This window comes from Pantoea sp. SGAir0430, from assembly GCF_043549295.1.
The window spans coordinates 2,985,221-3,001,332 of record NZ_CP039427.1; the positions used below are offsets into that span (position 1 = coordinate 2,985,221).

General features: G+C 57.3%; 15 protein-coding genes. 9 read left to right on the plus strand and 6 right to left on the minus strand.

Annotated elements, in window-relative coordinates; translation table 11 throughout:
- Positions 1-10 precede the first annotated feature (10 nt).
- The 6 genes from E7738_RS14135 to rpmH form a co-directional block, all read right to left on the minus strand.
- Positions 11-601 carry a malonic semialdehyde reductase gene (locus E7738_RS14135; protein ID WP_021506918.1) on the minus strand — a complete coding sequence of 197 codons (591 nt, stop codon included), beginning with the start codon at positions 599-601 and terminating at the stop codon, positions 11-13.
- 226 nt (positions 602-827) lie between these two features.
- Positions 828-2,192 carry a tRNA uridine-5-carboxymethylaminomethyl(34) synthesis GTPase MnmE gene (gene mnmE, locus E7738_RS14140; protein ID WP_262256723.1) on the minus strand — a complete coding sequence of 455 codons (1,365 nt, stop codon included), beginning with the start codon at positions 2,190-2,192 and terminating at the stop codon, positions 828-830.
- Between the two features lie 80 nt (positions 2,193-2,272).
- Entirely contained in the window at positions 2,273-3,919 is a 1,647-nt protein-coding gene (gene yidC, locus E7738_RS14145) for a membrane protein insertase YidC (RefSeq protein WP_021506916.1), read from the minus strand.
- Between the two features lie 2 nt (positions 3,920-3,921).
- Positions 3,922-4,179: a membrane protein insertion efficiency factor YidD gene (gene yidD, locus E7738_RS14150; RefSeq protein ID WP_071813586.1), complete on the minus strand. Its 258-nt coding sequence runs from the start codon at positions 4,177-4,179 to the stop codon at positions 3,922-3,924.
- Positions 4,143-4,502, minus strand: coding sequence for a ribonuclease P protein component (gene rnpA / locus E7738_RS14155; protein WP_040679622.1), 360 nt, complete (start codon positions 4,500-4,502; stop codon positions 4,143-4,145). Before rnpA ends, yidD begins: the two co-directional genes overlap by 37 nt.
- Positions 4,503-4,517: 15 nt before the next feature.
- On the minus strand, positions 4,518-4,658 hold the full coding sequence (gene rpmH / locus E7738_RS14160) for a 50S ribosomal protein L34 (protein WP_000831330.1): 141 nt from the start codon (positions 4,656-4,658) through the stop codon (positions 4,518-4,520).
- A gap of 601 nt (positions 4,659-5,259) precedes the next feature.
- Here rpmH and dnaA point away from each other — a divergent pair.
- From dnaA to dgoD, 9 genes are all read left to right on the plus strand, one after another.
- A complete protein-coding gene (dnaA, locus tag E7738_RS14165) occupies positions 5,260-6,663 on the plus strand; it encodes a chromosomal replication initiator protein DnaA (RefSeq protein ID WP_031279599.1) in 1,404 nt (467 codons plus the stop codon).
- A 5-nt stretch (positions 6,664-6,668) separates the two neighbouring features.
- Complete coding sequence (dnaN, locus tag E7738_RS14170; RefSeq protein WP_010617831.1) at positions 6,669-7,769, plus strand: DNA polymerase III subunit beta; 1,101 nt, start codon at positions 6,669-6,671, stop codon at positions 7,767-7,769.
- A 179-nt stretch (positions 7,770-7,948) separates the two neighbouring features.
- Positions 7,949-9,034, plus strand: coding sequence for a DNA replication/repair protein RecF (gene recF, locus E7738_RS14175; protein WP_058758201.1), 1,086 nt, complete (start codon positions 7,949-7,951; stop codon positions 9,032-9,034).
- Positions 9,035-9,051: 17 nt separating this feature from the next.
- On the plus strand, positions 9,052-11,460 hold the full coding sequence (gyrB, locus tag E7738_RS14180) for a DNA topoisomerase (ATP-hydrolyzing) subunit B (RefSeq protein WP_058758200.1): 2,409 nt from the start codon (positions 9,052-9,054) through the stop codon (positions 11,458-11,460).
- A gap of 174 nt (positions 11,461-11,634) precedes the next feature.
- Positions 11,635-12,444 carry a sugar-phosphatase gene (gene yidA, locus E7738_RS14185; protein WP_132466918.1) on the plus strand — a complete coding sequence of 270 codons (810 nt, stop codon included), beginning with the start codon at positions 11,635-11,637 and terminating at the stop codon, positions 12,442-12,444.
- Between the two features lie 216 nt (positions 12,445-12,660).
- Positions 12,661-13,359 carry a FadR/GntR family transcriptional regulator gene (locus tag E7738_RS14190; protein ID WP_058770730.1) on the plus strand — a complete coding sequence of 233 codons (699 nt, stop codon included), beginning with the start codon at positions 12,661-12,663 and terminating at the stop codon, positions 13,357-13,359.
- Entirely contained in the window at positions 13,356-14,234 is an 879-nt protein-coding gene (locus tag E7738_RS14195) for a 2-dehydro-3-deoxygalactonokinase (protein ID WP_394515727.1), read from the plus strand. The genes E7738_RS14190 and E7738_RS14195 overlap by 4 nt, the downstream gene beginning before the upstream one ends.
- The gene (locus tag E7738_RS14200; RefSeq protein ID WP_215786887.1) at positions 14,218-14,835 is read left to right on the plus strand and encodes a 2-dehydro-3-deoxy-6-phosphogalactonate aldolase; all 618 of its coding nucleotides are present in this window, start codon (positions 14,218-14,220) and stop codon (positions 14,833-14,835) included. The genes E7738_RS14195 and E7738_RS14200 overlap by 17 nt, the downstream gene beginning before the upstream one ends.
- Complete coding sequence (dgoD, locus tag E7738_RS14205) at positions 14,832-15,980, plus strand: galactonate dehydratase (protein ID WP_141496834.1); 1,149 nt, start codon at positions 14,832-14,834, stop codon at positions 15,978-15,980. Before E7738_RS14200 ends, dgoD begins: the two co-directional genes overlap by 4 nt.
- The last annotated feature ends 132 nt before the right edge of the window (positions 15,981-16,112 follow it).

Genomic DNA, 16,112 nt, shown 5'->3' on the forward strand with positions numbered 1-16,112 from the left:
GCTTAACGTATCAGGCAAATTTGCTGGCTTCGTCAAAGCTCAGACGCGGCAGGCGCGGATGCAGTTTGCTGGCTTCGCCATAGCCGAGGTTGATCAATAAGTTGACCTGCCAGTTATTTTCGCTGAAGAACGCGGCGTTAACTTTAGCCGGATCAAAACCGGACATCGGGCCGGCATCCAGTCCCAGCGAGCGGGCCGCCAGAATCAGATAGCCCGCCTGCAGGCTGCTGTTGCGAAACGCGGTCTCTTTGGCCAAATCCGGGCTGCTGGTAAACCAGCTGCGAGCATCGCCATGCGGGAACAGTTTTGGCAGTGCTTCATAAAAGGTCGGATCCCACGCCACAATCACCGTCACCGGTGCCGCCATGGTCTTATCCACATTGCCTGAGGAGAGCGCCGGTTTCAGCTTCTCTTTACCTTCCTGAGACGTCACGAACACAAAGCGGCCCGGCGAGCAGTTGGCTGAGGTCGGTCCCAGCGCCGTCAGCGCATAGAGCTGCTTCAGCACCTCCTGCGAAATCGGTTTATCCTGCCAGTAGCTATGGGTGCGGGCTTCAGTAAACAGCGCGTTCAGCGCCACGCTGTCGAGCGGTGTACTCATGTTTCTCTCCTGTTCAGGCAACAACCTGCGCCTAATTTTTAGCATGAATAATGGATGTGGCCGCTGCGTTTACGCGGCGACCCTCAACCGTTATACGACAAAGGCGAGGGCGCGCCAAATAACAAAGATGTATGTTGGTAGCGATCCCGGTGCGCCTGAATGCGCACCCTGCAGCATCGCATGAATCCCCTGTAGGGGCGCCATTTATGGCGACCTGTGACGGCGACTATTTACCAATACAAAAGCTGGAGAAAATCCGGCCCAGCAGGTCGTCGGAGGTAAACTCGCCGGTGATTTCGCTCAGCGCCTGCTGCGCCAGCCGTAGCTCTTCGGCCAGCAGTTCGCCCGCCCAGGCTCCCAGCAGCTGATCTTTGCCCTGCTGTAAGTGAGTGGCTGCTAACTCCAGCGCCTGCAGATGGCGGCGACGCGCGAGGAAGCCGCCTTCCATATTGCCGGCGAAGCCCATGCTCTGTTTCAGGTGCTCGCGCAGCGTATCGACGCCAGCGCCAGTGCGCGCCGACAGGCGAATAAGTGAGTGGCCATTTACTTCTGTCAGGCCCAGCGTTTCACCGGTCATGTCCGCTTTATTACGTACCACGGTAATCGGCAACGCAGCCGGTAAGCGCGCCACAAAATCAGGCCAGATGGCGGCGGCTTCAGTGGCGTCAGTGGTGGTGCCATCCACCATGAACAGGACGCGATCCGCCTGCTCAATCTCCTGCCAGGCGCGTTCAATGCCGATACGTTCCACTTCGTCGCTGGCTTCACGCAAACCGGCGGTATCGATGATGTGCAGCGGCATGCCGTCGATGTGGATGTGCTCGCGCAGCACGTCACGCGTGGTGCCGGCGATATCCGTCACAATCGCCGCTTCGCGTCCGGCCAGTGCGTTGAGCAGGCTCGATTTTCCGGCGTTGGGACGACCGGCAATCACCACCTTCATCCCTTCACGCAGCAGGCTGCCCTGACGCGCTTCGGCGCGCACGCCATTGAGATCGCCGATCACCGCATTCAGCTGCGCTTCGATTTTGCCGTCGGAAAGGAAGTCGATCTCCTCATCCGGAAAATCAATCGCCGCTTCCACATAGATGCGCAGGTGAGTAAGTGCTTCCACTAACGCATTAACGCGCAGTGAAAAAGCACCCTGCAGCGAGTTGACGGCGGAGCGGGCGGCCTGCTCGGAGCTGGCATCAATCAGATCGGCAATCGCTTCTGCCTGCGCCAGGTCGAGTTTGTCATTCAGAAAGGCGCGTTCCGAGAACTCGCCCGGCTGCGCAATACGCACACCTGGCAGCGCCACAATGCGCTTCAGCAGCAGATCGAGAATCACCGGACCGCCGTGGCCCTGCAGCTCCAGCACATCTTCACCAGTAAAGGAGTTCGGACCCGGGAACCACAGCGCGATACCCTGATCCAGCACGCTGCCATCAGCATCGTTAAAGGGCAGATAGTCGGCGTAGCGTGGCTTCGGCAGCTTGCCCAGCACGGCCTGCGCCACCTCAGCGGCTTTGGCACCGGAAATACGCAGAATACCGACGCCACCACGGCCGGGAGGCGTCGCCTGGGCAACAATAGTGTCACTGTGGCTCATAAGTACCTTCTTCCAAAAAAAACAGGGCGGCATAAATGCCGCCCCTGGAGATGTTGCGTCCTGCTCAGCGTTGCCGGGCGTTACGCTTTCTTCTTGTCGCGGCTGTGTAAACCACGCTTTTCCAGCCCGCGATAAATCAGCTGCTGCTGGAGAATGGTTACCAGGTTGCTGACGATGTAGTACAGCACCAGACCTGACGGGAACCACAGGAAGAACACGGTAAAGATAACCGGCATGTAAGTCATGATCTTCTGCTGCATCGGATCGGTCACGGTGGTCGGTGACATCTTCTGAATGAAGAACATGGTGATACCCATGATGACCGGCAGAATGTAGTACGGGTCCTGCGCAGACAGGTCATGGATCCACAGTACAAACGGAGCATGACGCAGTTCAACGGAACCGGACAGCATGTAGTACAGCGCCAGGAAGATTGGCATCTGGATAACCAGTGGCAGACAGCCGCCCAGCGGGTTCACTTTCTCCGCCTTATACAGCGCCATCATCTCCTGGCTCTGCTTCTGCTTATCATCACCCAGACGCTCACGCATGGCCTGAATCTTCGGCTGCAGCATACGCATCTTGGCCATCGAGGTGTACTGCGCTTTGGTCAGCGGGTACATGATGCCACGCACGATGAAGGTGATAACGATAATGGAGAAGCCCCAGTTACCGATAAAGCTGTGCAGGAATTTCAGCAGCTTAAACAGCGGCTGAGAGATGAACCACAGCCAGCCGTAATCGACGGTCAGATCGAGGTGCGGCGCGATAGCGGCCATCTTGTCCTGGATTTCCGGACCCACCCACAGAGTGGCACCGAGATCCTGCTGTGCGCCGGCGGCGATGGTCACAGGCGCCGACTTATAGCCGATTGCCGCCACACCGTTGCCGAGATTGCTGGTGTACAGCGTATTGTTACCCTGAGTGCGCGGCACCCATGCGGTCGCAAAGTACTGCTGCAGCATCGCCACCCAGCCGTTGCTGGTGGTGGTGTTCAGGTTCTCGTTATCAGCGATGGTATCGAATTTGTATTTTTCATACTTCGCATCGCTGGTCGAGTAAGCGGCACCACGGAAAGTGTGCAGCGCAAAGTTATTGCTGCCGGTATCGCGATGCTTCGGCAGATCAATCGTCTGCTTCAGCTGACCAAACATCGCCACTTCCAGCGGCTGCTGCGAGGCGTTATTGATGTTGTAGTCGACGTTAACCGCGAATTCGCCACGTTTGAACACGAAGGTTTTGGTGTAAACCACGCCGTTCTCACCGGTCCAGCTCAGCGGCACGCGCAGCTCGGTCTGGCCATCGGCCATCTCGAAGTGATCCTGGGAAGCGGTATACAGCGGACGTGCGCCGTTGTTCGGGTTATCCGGACCGTTACGGCCGGTTAAGCCGCTCTGCGCCTGATAAACGAAGGCCGGAGTGGTTTCCAGCAGCTGGAACGGTGCGTCTGAACCCAGTTTGTCCGGGTAAGTCAGCAGCTGTGCCTGCTCGATATCACCGCCGCGGGTATTAATGTTGAGTGACAGGACATCAGTCTTAACGGTGATCGTTTTGCCCTGGCCGCTAGCCGGCACGCCGGAAGAGGCGGCATCACCCGCTGCGCTGCTTGTGTTCTGCGTGGTCTGGGTCTGCTGTGGCTGCGGAGCGTGGTCCGTCTGCCAGGCTTGCCAGATCATAAAAGACACGAACAGAAAAGCGATGAGAAAGAGATTGCGTTGCGAATCCATCGTTAATGTTCTCTGGTATCAAAGGTTTTTGGCGGCACCGGATCGTCGCCACCCGGGTTCAAAGGGTGGCATTTTAATACGCGTTTAATCGTCAACCAACTGCCTTTTAACATGCCGAAGCGGCGTACAGCTTCCACCCCATACTGCGAGCAGGTGGGATGGAACCGGCAATGAGGTCCCAGCAGTGGGCTGATGGCGCGTTGATAAACGCGTATCAGGGCGATCAGGAGCCGCGCGCCAGGCGACAGTGACGACGCCATAATTTCTCCAACGCTTCCGTCAGTGCACGGTTATCGAGGTCAGCAATCCCTTTTTTCGCCACGATGACAAAATCCATCGGCGGCAGCTCGTGTTGACGCAAACGAAAGCTTTCGCGGGTCAATCGCTTGATCCGGTTGCGTTCATGGGCGCGTTTCACGTGCTTCTTGGCGACGGTAAGACCGATGCGGGGATGCCCCAGCGAATTAAGGCGGCCGAGGATGGTGATTTGCGGCGTGCCAGCCCGAAGAGGTTGCTGGAAGACGAAAGTGAAATGAGCGGGAGTTAACAAACGTAACTCCCTGGGAAATGCGAGCTTAACCACGAGGGTTAGCTTTTATTACTTAGAAACGGTCAGACGAGCACGGCCTTTAGCACGACGACGTGCCAGAACCTGACGACCATTTTTAGTAGCCATACGAGCACGGAAGCCGTGAGAACGGTTGCGCTTCAGTACGGACGGTTGAAAAGTGCGTTTCATGGCGATTTCTACCTAAACTTGAAAAATTTCACTGGGTGACGCGTTTTCGGGCCAGTAAAACGACCGACGCCTCAATGTGTCTTTAATAAAGAGGCGGGATTGTAATAATTGTACAGTCCGGAGTCAATTTACTTCGCTGGGCGCGAGACCTGAAAACTCTGATACAGCCCGCTAATTCCGGGCATCAAAGCTTCACGCGCCAATGCCGGGTGGGGAATTATACGGGCTATAAAGGAAAGCGCAAGGATCGTCCAGGATCTTCTTGCGATCGCCGCGCCGATCGTGACGGCAAAAATGCGAGCGCGGTGGAAAATTTCTCGCTTTCAGCCTGATCCCCGCTCGCTTTTTCCGCAGACGGCGTAAACTGATGCATGCCTGGACACCCTGTGGATAAAATGGATCAAAACTGTGTAGAAAGGGAAGATCTCTGAGGCGCTTTGCGCTATGATCCGCCCTTCCGCTGACGATCCTCCTTGCGATCGCCGGGGATGACTACCGCGGATAGCGGTCGCAGGCGCTTTCTGACCGCCTGTGTCAAAAAAGACAGTTTCTATTATTAGCGCCTGAAATTCTTATCGATTTTGTACGAGTGGAGTCCGCCGTGTCACTTACGCTTTGGCAACAGTGTCTTGCCCGTTTGCAGGATGAGCTTCCTGCCACCGAATTCAGCATGTGGATTCGTCCGCTGCAGGCTGAATTGAACGACAATACGCTGGCCTTGTATGCACCAAATCGGTTTGTACTCGACTGGGTTCGGGATAAATATCTCAATAGTATCAATGGGCTGCTGAATGAATTCTGCGGTGCGAATGTGCCGCTGCTGCGTTTTGAGGTCGGCACGCGCCCGGTTGCGCCGGTTGCTGCTACGCAACCCGCTATGGCCAGTAGCGTCAGCGCGCCCGCACCGGCTGAGAATCGTCCGGCACCGGCACAGCCGCTGCGCCCGAGCTGGGATTCGGTTCCGGCACCGGCTGATGTGACCTACCGCTCGAACGTGAATAACCGCCACAACTTCGACAACTTCGTTGAGGGTAAATCCAACCAGCTGGCGCGCGCGGCGGCACGTCAGGTGGCGGATAATCCTGGCGGCGCTTACAACCCGCTGTTCCTGTATGGCGGCACCGGCCTCGGCAAAACGCACCTGCTGCACGCGGTGGGCAACGGCATCATCGCGCGCAAGCCGAATGCCAAAGTGGTTTATATGCACTCTGAACGCTTCGTGCAGGATATGGTGAAAGCGCTGCAGAACAACGCCATCGAGGAGTTTAAGCGCTACTACCGTTCGGTGGACGCGCTGCTGATCGATGATATTCAGTTCTTTGCCAATAAAGAGCGCTCGCAGGAAGAGTTTTTCCACACCTTCAACGCGCTGCTGGAAGGTAATCAGCAGATCATCCTGACCTCGGATCGTTACCCGAAAGAGATCAACGGGGTGGAAGATCGTCTGAAATCACGCTTTGGCTGGGGATTAACCGTGGCGATCGAGCCGCCTGAGCTGGAGACGCGAGTCGCGATCCTGATGAAAAAGGCGGACGAAAACGACATCCGTCTGCCGGGCGAAGTGGCCTTCTTTATTGCCAAGCGTCTGCGCTCTAACGTGCGTGAGCTGGAAGGGGCACTGAATCGCGTGATTGCCAATGCCAACTTTACCGGGCGGGCCATCACCATCGATTTTGTGCGCGAAGCGCTGCGCGACCTGCTGGCGCTGCAGGAAAAGCTGGTGACCATCGACAACATTCAGAAGACGGTGGCCGAGTACTACAAAATTAAAGTGGCGGATTTGCTGTCGAAGCGCCGTTCGCGCTCGGTGGCGCGTCCGCGTCAAATGGCGATGGCGATGGCCAAAGAGCTCACCAACCACAGCCTGCCGGAAATTGGCGATGCGTTTGGTGGCCGTGACCATACCACCGTGCTTCATGCCTGCCGTAAAATCGAGCAGCTGCGTGAAGAGAGCCACGACATCAAAGAAGATTTCTCTAACCTCATTCGAACATTATCTTCCTGACGCATATGAAATTTATTGTTGAACGTGAGCAGTTGCTGAAGCCACTGCAACAGGTGAGTGGCCCGCTTGGCGGACGCCCGACGCTGCCGATCCTCGGAAATTTACTGCTGCAGGTGAATGAAGGCACGCTGCTGCTGACCGGTACCGATCTTGAGATGGAGATGGTGGCGCGCGTGGCGCTGACCCAGCCGCACGAACCGGGCGCGACGACCGTGCCGGCGCGTAAGTTTCTTGATATCTGCCGTGGTCTGCCTGAAGGCGCAGAGATCAGTCTGACGCTGGAAGGTGACCGCATGCTGGTGCGCTCCGGCCGCAGCCGCTTTTCGCTGTCGACGCTGCCAGCCAGCGACTTCCCGAATCTCGACGACTGGCAGAGCGAAGTGGAATTCACGTTGCCGCAGGCCACGCTTAAACGCCTGATTGAAGCCACGCAGTTCTCAATGGCGCATCAGGATGTGCGTTACTATCTCAACGGCATGCTGTTTGAGACCGAAGGCGAAGAGCTGCGCACCGTTGCCACTGACGGCCATCGCCTGGCGGTCTGTTCGATGCCTGTCGGACAGGCGCTGCCGAACCATTCGGTGATCGTACCGCGTAAAGGTGTGATTGAGCTGGTCCGTCTGCTGGACGGCGGTGAAACGCCGCTGCAGGTGCAGATTGGCAGTAGCAACATTCGCGCGCATGTCGGCGACTTTATCTTTACGTCGAAGCTGGTTGATGGCCGTTTCCCGGATTATCGCCGCGTGTTGCCGAAGAATCCAGACAAAGCACTGGAAGCGGGCTGTGATCTGCTGAAACAGGCTTTTGCCCGCGCGGCAATCCTGTCGAACGAGAAGTTCCGCGGCGTTCGCATCTATATCACCGAAAATCAGCTGCGCATCACCGCCAATAACCCGGAGCAGGAAGAAGCAGAAGAGATGCTGGACGTGTCGTACAGCGGCACCGAGCTGGAGATTGGTTTTAACGTCAGCTACGTGCTGGATGTGCTGAACGCGCTGAAGTGCGAAAACGTGCGTCTGCTGCTGACCGATTCGGTTTCCAGCGTGCAGATTGAAGATGTAGCCAGTCCGGCTGCGGCCTACGTCGTTATGCCCATGCGCCTGTGATCGTCTGGCGGGCTAACTTACTCGCTATTTTGCACCCGGGCAGTGCTCGCCGCTGGTCACATACTTCAGTATGCTCCCAGGGTCTGTGCGCTGGCCGTGCGCAAACTAGCTTCGCCGTTAACGCCCTCGATTGCAGGGTTAGGTGAACACCACTTCTTAATGCGCAGCTGGATTCGTTCATGGCTTTAACCCGCCTCCTGATTAAAGATTTTCGTAATATCGAGCAGGCCGATCTCACGCTGGCGCCGGGCTTTAATTTTCTTGTGGGCGCCAACGGCAGCGGTAAAACCAGCGTGCTGGAGGCGATTTATACGCTGGGCCACGGCCGTGCATTCCGCAGTTTGCAGGCCGGACGCGTAATTCGTCACGATCAGGACGCGTTTGTGTTGCACGGGCGGATTGAAGGCAGCGAGCGCGAGCTGGCGGTCGGCCTGAGTAAAAACCGCGCCGGCGACAGCAAAGTTCGCATCGACGGCAGCGACGGCCACAAAGTCGCCGAGCTGGCGCAGCTGCTGCCGATGCAGCTGATTACGCCAGAGGGGTTTACTTTGCTCAACGGCGGCCCCAAATACCGTAGAGCCTACATCGACTGGGGCTGCTTTCATGCTTATCCCGGTTTCTTTCTGGCCTGGAGCAATTTGCGTCGCCTGCTGAAACAGCGCAACGCGGCGCTGCGCCAGGTCGCGCGCTACAGCCAGATCCGGCCATGGGATCAGGAGCTGGTGCCGCTGGCAGAACAGATCAGCGCCTGGCGCGCGGAATACAGCGCAGCCATTGCCAGCGAAATCACTGCCACCTGCAGCCAGTTTTTACCGGAGTTTGCACTGAGCTTCTCCTTCCAGCGCGGCTGGGACAAAGAGAGCGACTTCGGCGAGCTGCTGGAGCGCAACTTCGAGCGCGATCGTGCGCTCACCTACACCGCCAGCGGTCCGCACAAAGCCGATTTTCGGATTCGTGCTGAAGGCACGCCGGTGGAAGATTTACTCTCACGCGGTCAGTTAAAGCTGCTGATGTGTGCGTTGCGGTTAGCGCAGGGCGAGTACCTGACGCGCAGCAGCGGACGTCGCTGTTTATACCTGATTGACGACTTCGCCTCCGAGCTGGATGACACCCGTCGTCGCCTGCTGGCGGAACGCCTGAAAGCCACGCAGGCTCAGGTGTTTGTCAGCGCCATTGGTGTCGAGCATGTAATCGATATGAGTGACGAAAAGGGCAAGATGTTCCGCGTGGAACAGGGTAAAATAGCGGTTCAACCTGAAGATTAAATGAGCGAGAAACGTTGATGTCGAATTCTTATGACTCCTCAAGTATCAAAGTCCTGAAAGGGCTTGATGCGGTACGCAAACGCCCGGGTATGTACATCGGCGATACGGATGACGGCACCGGTCTGCATCACATGGTATTCGAGGTCGTGGATAACGCCATCGACGAAGCGCTCGCCGGCCACTGTAGTGATATCGTGGTCACCATCCATGCCGACAACTCTGTCTCCGTACAGGATGACGGCCGTGGTATTCCGACCGGTATCCACCCGGAAGAGGGCGTCTCTGCTGCCGAAGTGATCATGACCGTACTGCATGCCGGCGGTAAGTTTGATGACAACTCTTATAAAGTTTCCGGTGGTCTGCACGGCGTCGGCGTATCGGTGGTGAACGCCCTGTCGCAGAAGCTGGAACTGACCATTCGTCGCGACGGCAAAGTGCATCAGCAAACCTACGTGCACGGTGTGCCGCAGGCGCCGCTGGCGGTGACCGGCGATACCGACGCTACCGGTACGCGCGTGCGTTTCTGGCCGAGCCACGATACGTTCACTAACGTCACCGATTTTGAATATGAAATCCTGGCGAAGCGTCTGCGCGAGCTGTCATTCCTTAACTCCGGCGTGTCGATTCGCCTGGAAGACAAGCGCGACGATAAAAACGATCACTACCACTATGAAGGTGGTATCAAAGCGTTCGTTGAATATCTCAACCGCAACAAGAACCCGATTCACCCGAATGTGTTCTACTTCTCCACCGAAAAAGACGGTATCGGCGTTGAAGTTGCACTGCAGTGGAACGACGGTTTCCAGGAAAACATCTACTGCTTCACCAACAATATTCCGCAGCGCGACGGCGGAACGCACCTTGCCGGTTTCCGCGCGGCGATGACGCGTACGCTCAACGCCTACATGGATAAAGAAGGTTACAGCAAAAAAGCCAAAGTCAGCGCTACCGGTGACGACGCGCGTGAAGGGCTGGTGGCAGTGGTTTCGGTCAAGGTGCCGGATCCGAAATTCTCCTCTCAGACCAAAGACAAGCTGGTCTCTTCCGAGGTGAAATCGGCGGTGGAACAGCAGATGAACGAACTGCTGAGCGAATACCTGCTGGAAAATCCGTCTGACGCCAAAATCGTGGTCGGCAAAATTATCGATGCCGCGCGTGCGCGTGAAGCCGCACGTCGTGCACGTGAAATGACCCGCCGTAAAGGCGCGCTGGACCTGGCGGGCCTGCCGGGCAAGCTGGCGGACTGTCAGGAGCGCGATCCGGCGCTGTCTGAAATCTACCTGGTGGAGGGTGACTCTGCAGGCGGTTCTGCCAAGCAGGGACGTAACCGTAAGAACCAGGCGATTCTGCCGCTGAAAGGTAAAATCCTTAACGTGGAGAAAGCGCGTTTCGACAAAATGCTCTCTTCACAGGAAGTTGCCACGCTGATCACCGCACTGGGCTGCGGTATCGGCCGCGATGAGTACAACCCGGACAAGTTGCGCTATCACAGCATCATCATCATGACCGATGCGGACGTCGATGGTTCGCACATCCGTACGCTGCTGCTGACCTTCTTCTATCGCCAGATGCCGGAAATCATCGAGCGTGGCCACGTCTACATCGCGCAGCCACCGCTGTACAAGGTGAAGAAGGGCAAGCAGGAGCAGTACATTAAAGATGACGACGCGATGGATCAGTATCAGATTGCCATCGCGCTGGACGGTGCAACGCTGCACACCAACGCCAGCGCACCGGCGCTGGGCGGCGAGCCGCTGGAAAGCCTGGTGGCGGAATACAACAGCACCCAGAAGATGATCAAGCGTATGGAGCGCCGCTTCCCGTCTGCGCTGCTGCGCGCGCTGGTTTATCATCCGACCCTGAGCGATCTCAGCGATCAGACGGCAGTGACCGCATGGCTGGAGAGCCTGGTGGCTTACCTGAACGAGCGCGAAGCGCATGGCAGCAGCTATGTGGCACAGGTGCGGGAAAACCGCGAACAGCAGCGCTTTGAGCCGGTGCTGCGCGTGCGTACTCACGGTGTTGATACCGATTATCCGCTGGACAGCGAGTTCATTGACGGCGCGGAATACCGCAAAATCTGTGCACTCGGCGCGCACCTGCGTGGTCTGATTGAAGAGGATGCCTACATTGAGCGTGGCGAGCGCCGTCAGCCGGTTGCCAGCTTCGAGCAGGCGATTGACTGGCTGGTGAAAGAGTCGCGCCGCGGTCTGTCAGTGCAGCGCTATAAAGGTCTGGGCGAGATGAACCCGGATCAGCTGTGGGAAACCACCATGGATCCGGACAGCCGCCGCATGCTGCGCGTCACCATCAAAGACGCCATCGCCGCCGACCAGCTGTTCACCACGCTGATGGGCGATGCGGTTGAACCGCGCCGCGCCTTCATCGAAGAGAACGCGCTGAAAGCCGCCAACATCGATATCTGATATCGCAAAACCCTTCCCAAACGGGAAGGGTTTTTTGTTTTAATCACCGTTATTAATTCCCTCCTGAGCACCAACCTCTTTGTTCGCAACGCATCTTCCGCTGCCGATTAACTGGTCAATGTGAGCTGAATCGCGCTAGCATTAAAGCCAGACCCTGAATTAACCGAGGACGTTATGGCGATAAAACTGATTGCGATCGATATGGACGGCACGCTGCTGAATCCGCAGCACGAAATCACGGCGGGCGTCAAAGCGGCGATTGGCCGGGCGCGGGATAAAGGTGTGTCGATCGTGCTGGCCACCGGACGTCCGTTTGTTGGTGTGGAGCGCTACCTGATGGAGCTGGATCTGCGTCAGCCGGGGCAGTATTGCATCAGCAACAACGGCGCACTGGCGCACAGCGCGGACAGCGGTGAGGTGGTGGCCGAGAAGACGCTTGGCTTTGATGACTATCTCTACCTGGAACAGCTGGCGCGCGACCTTGGGGTACATTTTCAGGCGTTCGACAAATCCTTCCTCTACACGCCAAATAAAGACATCAGCGAATACACCATCCATGAAGCCAGCCTGACCGGCATTCCGGTGCGCTATCGCGCCGTAGAAGAGATGGACCCGGCGACGCGCTTCCCGAAACTGATGATGATCGACAAACCGGAGCTGCTGGATAAAGCCATCACCGCCTTACCAGCGCGCGCCCGCGACAGTTATACCATTCTGAAAAGTGCACCTTACTATCTCGAAATCCTTAATCCGCTGGTCAACAAAGGCTACGGCGTAAAAATGCTGGCGGAGAAACTCGGCCTGCAGCCGTCAGAAGTGATGGCGATTGGCGATCAGGAAAACGATCTGGCGATGATTGAATACGCCGGCACCGGCGTGGCGATGGGCAATGCGATTGATTCCGTGAAGCAGATTGCGCAGTTCGTGACGAAGACCAATATGGAAGATGGTGTCGCGCACGCCATAGAAGAGCTAGTGCTGTAACCCTCCTCTGATGCGGGCGGCGTTCTGCTGCCCGTCACTTCTCTGCTGAATTTTTTACTGTCAGTGTGCCGATGGGTTGTCTGTTTTGTGATCCATATTGTAGTACAAACAGTGTATATGGTACTACAATCGCCGCTACAGGATGCGTCAGGGATTGGGCTTTGCACTACGAAAGCAGTAATCTGATTTCTCACGCCTTTCATGGAATCGAACACTATGACGCAGGAACCACTGAGTAAAACAGAGCGCATCATCCAGACGCTGGGTGAAGAGATTGTTGCCGGAAAATATGTGCCGGGCGCTGCGCTGCCGGCGGAAGCGGAGCTGTGCGAGCGATTTTCAACCTCGCGCAACATTATCCGCGAAGTGTATCGCTCCCTGATGGCTAAACGCCTGATGGAGATGAAGCGCTACCGCGGCGCGTTTGTCACTTCACGTAACCAGTGGAACTATCTCGACAGCGATGTACTGCAGTGGGCGCTGGCGCACGATCACGATCCGCGTCTGATCGCGGCCATGAACGAGGTGCGCGTGCTGGTGGAACCGCAGATTGCGCGCTGGTCGGCCGAGCGGGCAACGTCGACCGATCTGGCGGCGATTGAGCTGGCCTACAACGAGATGGTGGCCAACCACCTCAACCGTGATGCCTTTAACGACGCAGATATCCGCTATCACGAAGCGGTGATGGCCTCGGTGCATAACCCGGTGCTGCAGCAGCTCAATGTGGCGATCAGCCAGCTGCAAAAAGCGGTGTTTGCGCAAACCTACATGGCGGACTCCGGCAACATGCCGCGCACGTTAGCCGAACATAAAGCGCTGTTCGATGCCATTCGCCACCAGGATGGCGATGCGGCGGAACAGGCGGCGAAGGCGATGATTGCCAGCTCAACCGCCCGACTCAAGGAGATTTTGTGACCCGTTATATCGCCATTGACTGGGGCTCCACCAACCTGCGCGCCTGGTATTACCGCGCCGGTGAATGCGTCGATGAGCGCCGTTCGGAAGCGGGCGTGACGCGCCTCGGCGACCGCACGCCTGCTCAGGTGTTTGCCACCATTACCGACGGCTGGCCGGTGGCCGAAGTCCCGGTGATCATGGCCGGTATGGTGGGCAGCAACGCCGGCTGGCTGGCAGTGCCTTATCTCGCCTGTCCGGTGGCGCTCAATGCATTAAGCGATCGCCTGACCTGCGTGGAAGGAAAAGCGTGGATTGTGCCGGGACTTAGCGTAGAACGTGACGACAACTACAACGTAATGCGCGGTGAAGAAACCCAGCTGCTCGGCGCGGTCACGCTGCAGCCCGCGCCGCTGTATGTCATGCCGGGCACGCACGCCAAGTGGGTGCAGATGGAACAGGATCGCGTCATTGATTTTCGCACTGTGATGACCGGCGAGCTGCACCATTTATTGCTGAAGCAGTCGCTGATTGGTGCCGGTTTACCCGTGCAGGAAGCCAGTCCGGACGCGTTCCGGGACGGTTTGCAGATTGGCAGCCACGACCGCTCAATTCTGGCGCGCCTGTTTGAAGTGCGTGCCGCCCACGTGCTCGGCGCGCGCGATCGGCGCCATATCAGTGATTTTCTCTCTGGCCTGTTAATCGGCCATGAAGTGGCGCAGATCACGCAGCAGTTAACGCATAGCCGCCAGCCGATTGTCATTATCGCCGGCAGCGCGCTGGCACAGCGTTATCAGCAGGCGCTGGCCTTTATCGGAACAGATTCAGTCACGCTGGAGGGCGATCGCGCTTTCCAGCACGGAATAAGGAGTATTGCGCATGTCCTGGCCCACTAAACTTCCGCTGATCGCCATTCTGCGTGGCATCACGCCGGATGAAGCTGAAGCGCACGTCGCGGCGTTAATCGACGCCGGTTTCGATGCGATTGAAATTCCGCTCAACTCGCCAGAGTGGGCGAATAGTATCGGCGCGATGGTGCAAACCTTCGGCGATAAAGCGCTGATCGGTGCCGGCACCGTGCTGCAGGCGACGCAGGTCGATCAGCTGGCGGCGCTCAACAGCAAGCTGGTGGTGACTCCCAATACCGATGCTGCGGTGATTCGCCAGGCCGTGGCGCACGGCATGCTGGTTGCCGCAGGTTGTGCCACCGCCAGCGAAGCCTTCACCGCGCTGCAGGCTGGGGCGCAGGCGCTGAAAATTTTCCCGTCGTCGGCTTTTGGTCCGGGCTACATCAAAGCGCTGAAAGCGGTGCTGCCGCCGGAGGTGCCGGTCTTTGCCGTGGGCGGCGTCACGCCGGAAAACCTGCATGAATTTATCGCCGCCGGTTGCGTCGGGGCTGGCCTGGGCAGCGATCTCTATCGCGCCGGTCAGCCGCTGTCGCGCACCGTGGAGAAGGCCCGCGCATTTATTGCTGCCTATAAGGACGCTGTACGATGAAAATTACGAAACTGACCACTTATCGCCTGCCGCCGCGCTGGATGTTCCTGAAAATCGAAACCGACGAAGGCATCATCGGCTGGGGCGAGCCGGTGATTGAAGGGCGCGCACGCAGCGTCGAAGCGGCGGTGCATGAGCTGTCGGAGTATCTGATTGGGCAGGATCCGGCGCGGATTAACGATCTGTGGCAGGTGATGTATCGCGGCGGTTTTTATCGCGGCGGCCCGATTTTAATGAGCGCCATTGCCGGTATCGATCAGGCGCTGTGGGATATTAAAGGCAAAGCGCTGGGCGTGCCGGTGTATCAGCTGCTGGGCGGTCTGGTGCGTGACAGCATCAAAGCCTATAGCTGGGTAGGCGGCGATCGTCCGGCTGAAGTGATTGATGGCATTAAGAAATTACGTGGTATCGGCTTTGACACCTTCAAACTCAACGGCTGTGAAGAGATGGGCATCATCGACAATTCTCGTCAGGTCGATACCGCTGTTAACACCGTAGCGCAGATCCGCGAAGCCTTTGGCAATGACATTGAGTTTGGCCTCGATTTCCACGGTCGCGTCAGCGCGCCGATGGCCAAAGTGCTGATCAAAGAGCTGGAGCCGTATCGTCCGCTGTTTATTGAAGAACCGGTGCTGGCCGAGCAGGCAGAATACTATCCGCGCCTGGCGGCGCAGACGCATCTGCCGATTGCCGCAGGCGAACGCATGTTCTCCCGCTTCGAGTTCAAGCGCGTGCTGGAAGCCGGTGGGCTGGCGATTCTGCAGCCGGATCTGTCGCACGCCGGCGGTATCACCGAATGCTACAAAATCGCGGCGATGGCCGAGTCCTATGACGTGGCGCTGGCTCCGCACTGTCCGCTGGGGCCAATTGCGCTGGCTGCCTGTCTGCATGTCGATTTCGTGTCGCGTAATGCGGTGTTCCAGGAGCAGAGCATGGGCATTCACTATAATCAGGGCGCTGAACTGCTCGATTACGTGATCAATAAAGATGATTTTAAAATGGATGACGGCCATTTCTATCCATTAAATAAACCCGGCCTCGGTGTGGAAATTAATGAAGAGCTGGTGATTGCGCGCAGTAAAAATGCGCCAGACTGGCGTAACCCATTATGGCGCTTCCCGGATGGTTCGGTAGCAGAGTGGTAATAACCGTGGTATTGCGCCCGGTCGCTGCGTTTACCGATTTATAACAGCGCCGATTATCAGGCGATTAAACATCTGACTATTTAAACCATGTGCTGAATATATAAGGCACAGGGCAGCGCTCAACCTGTTTTC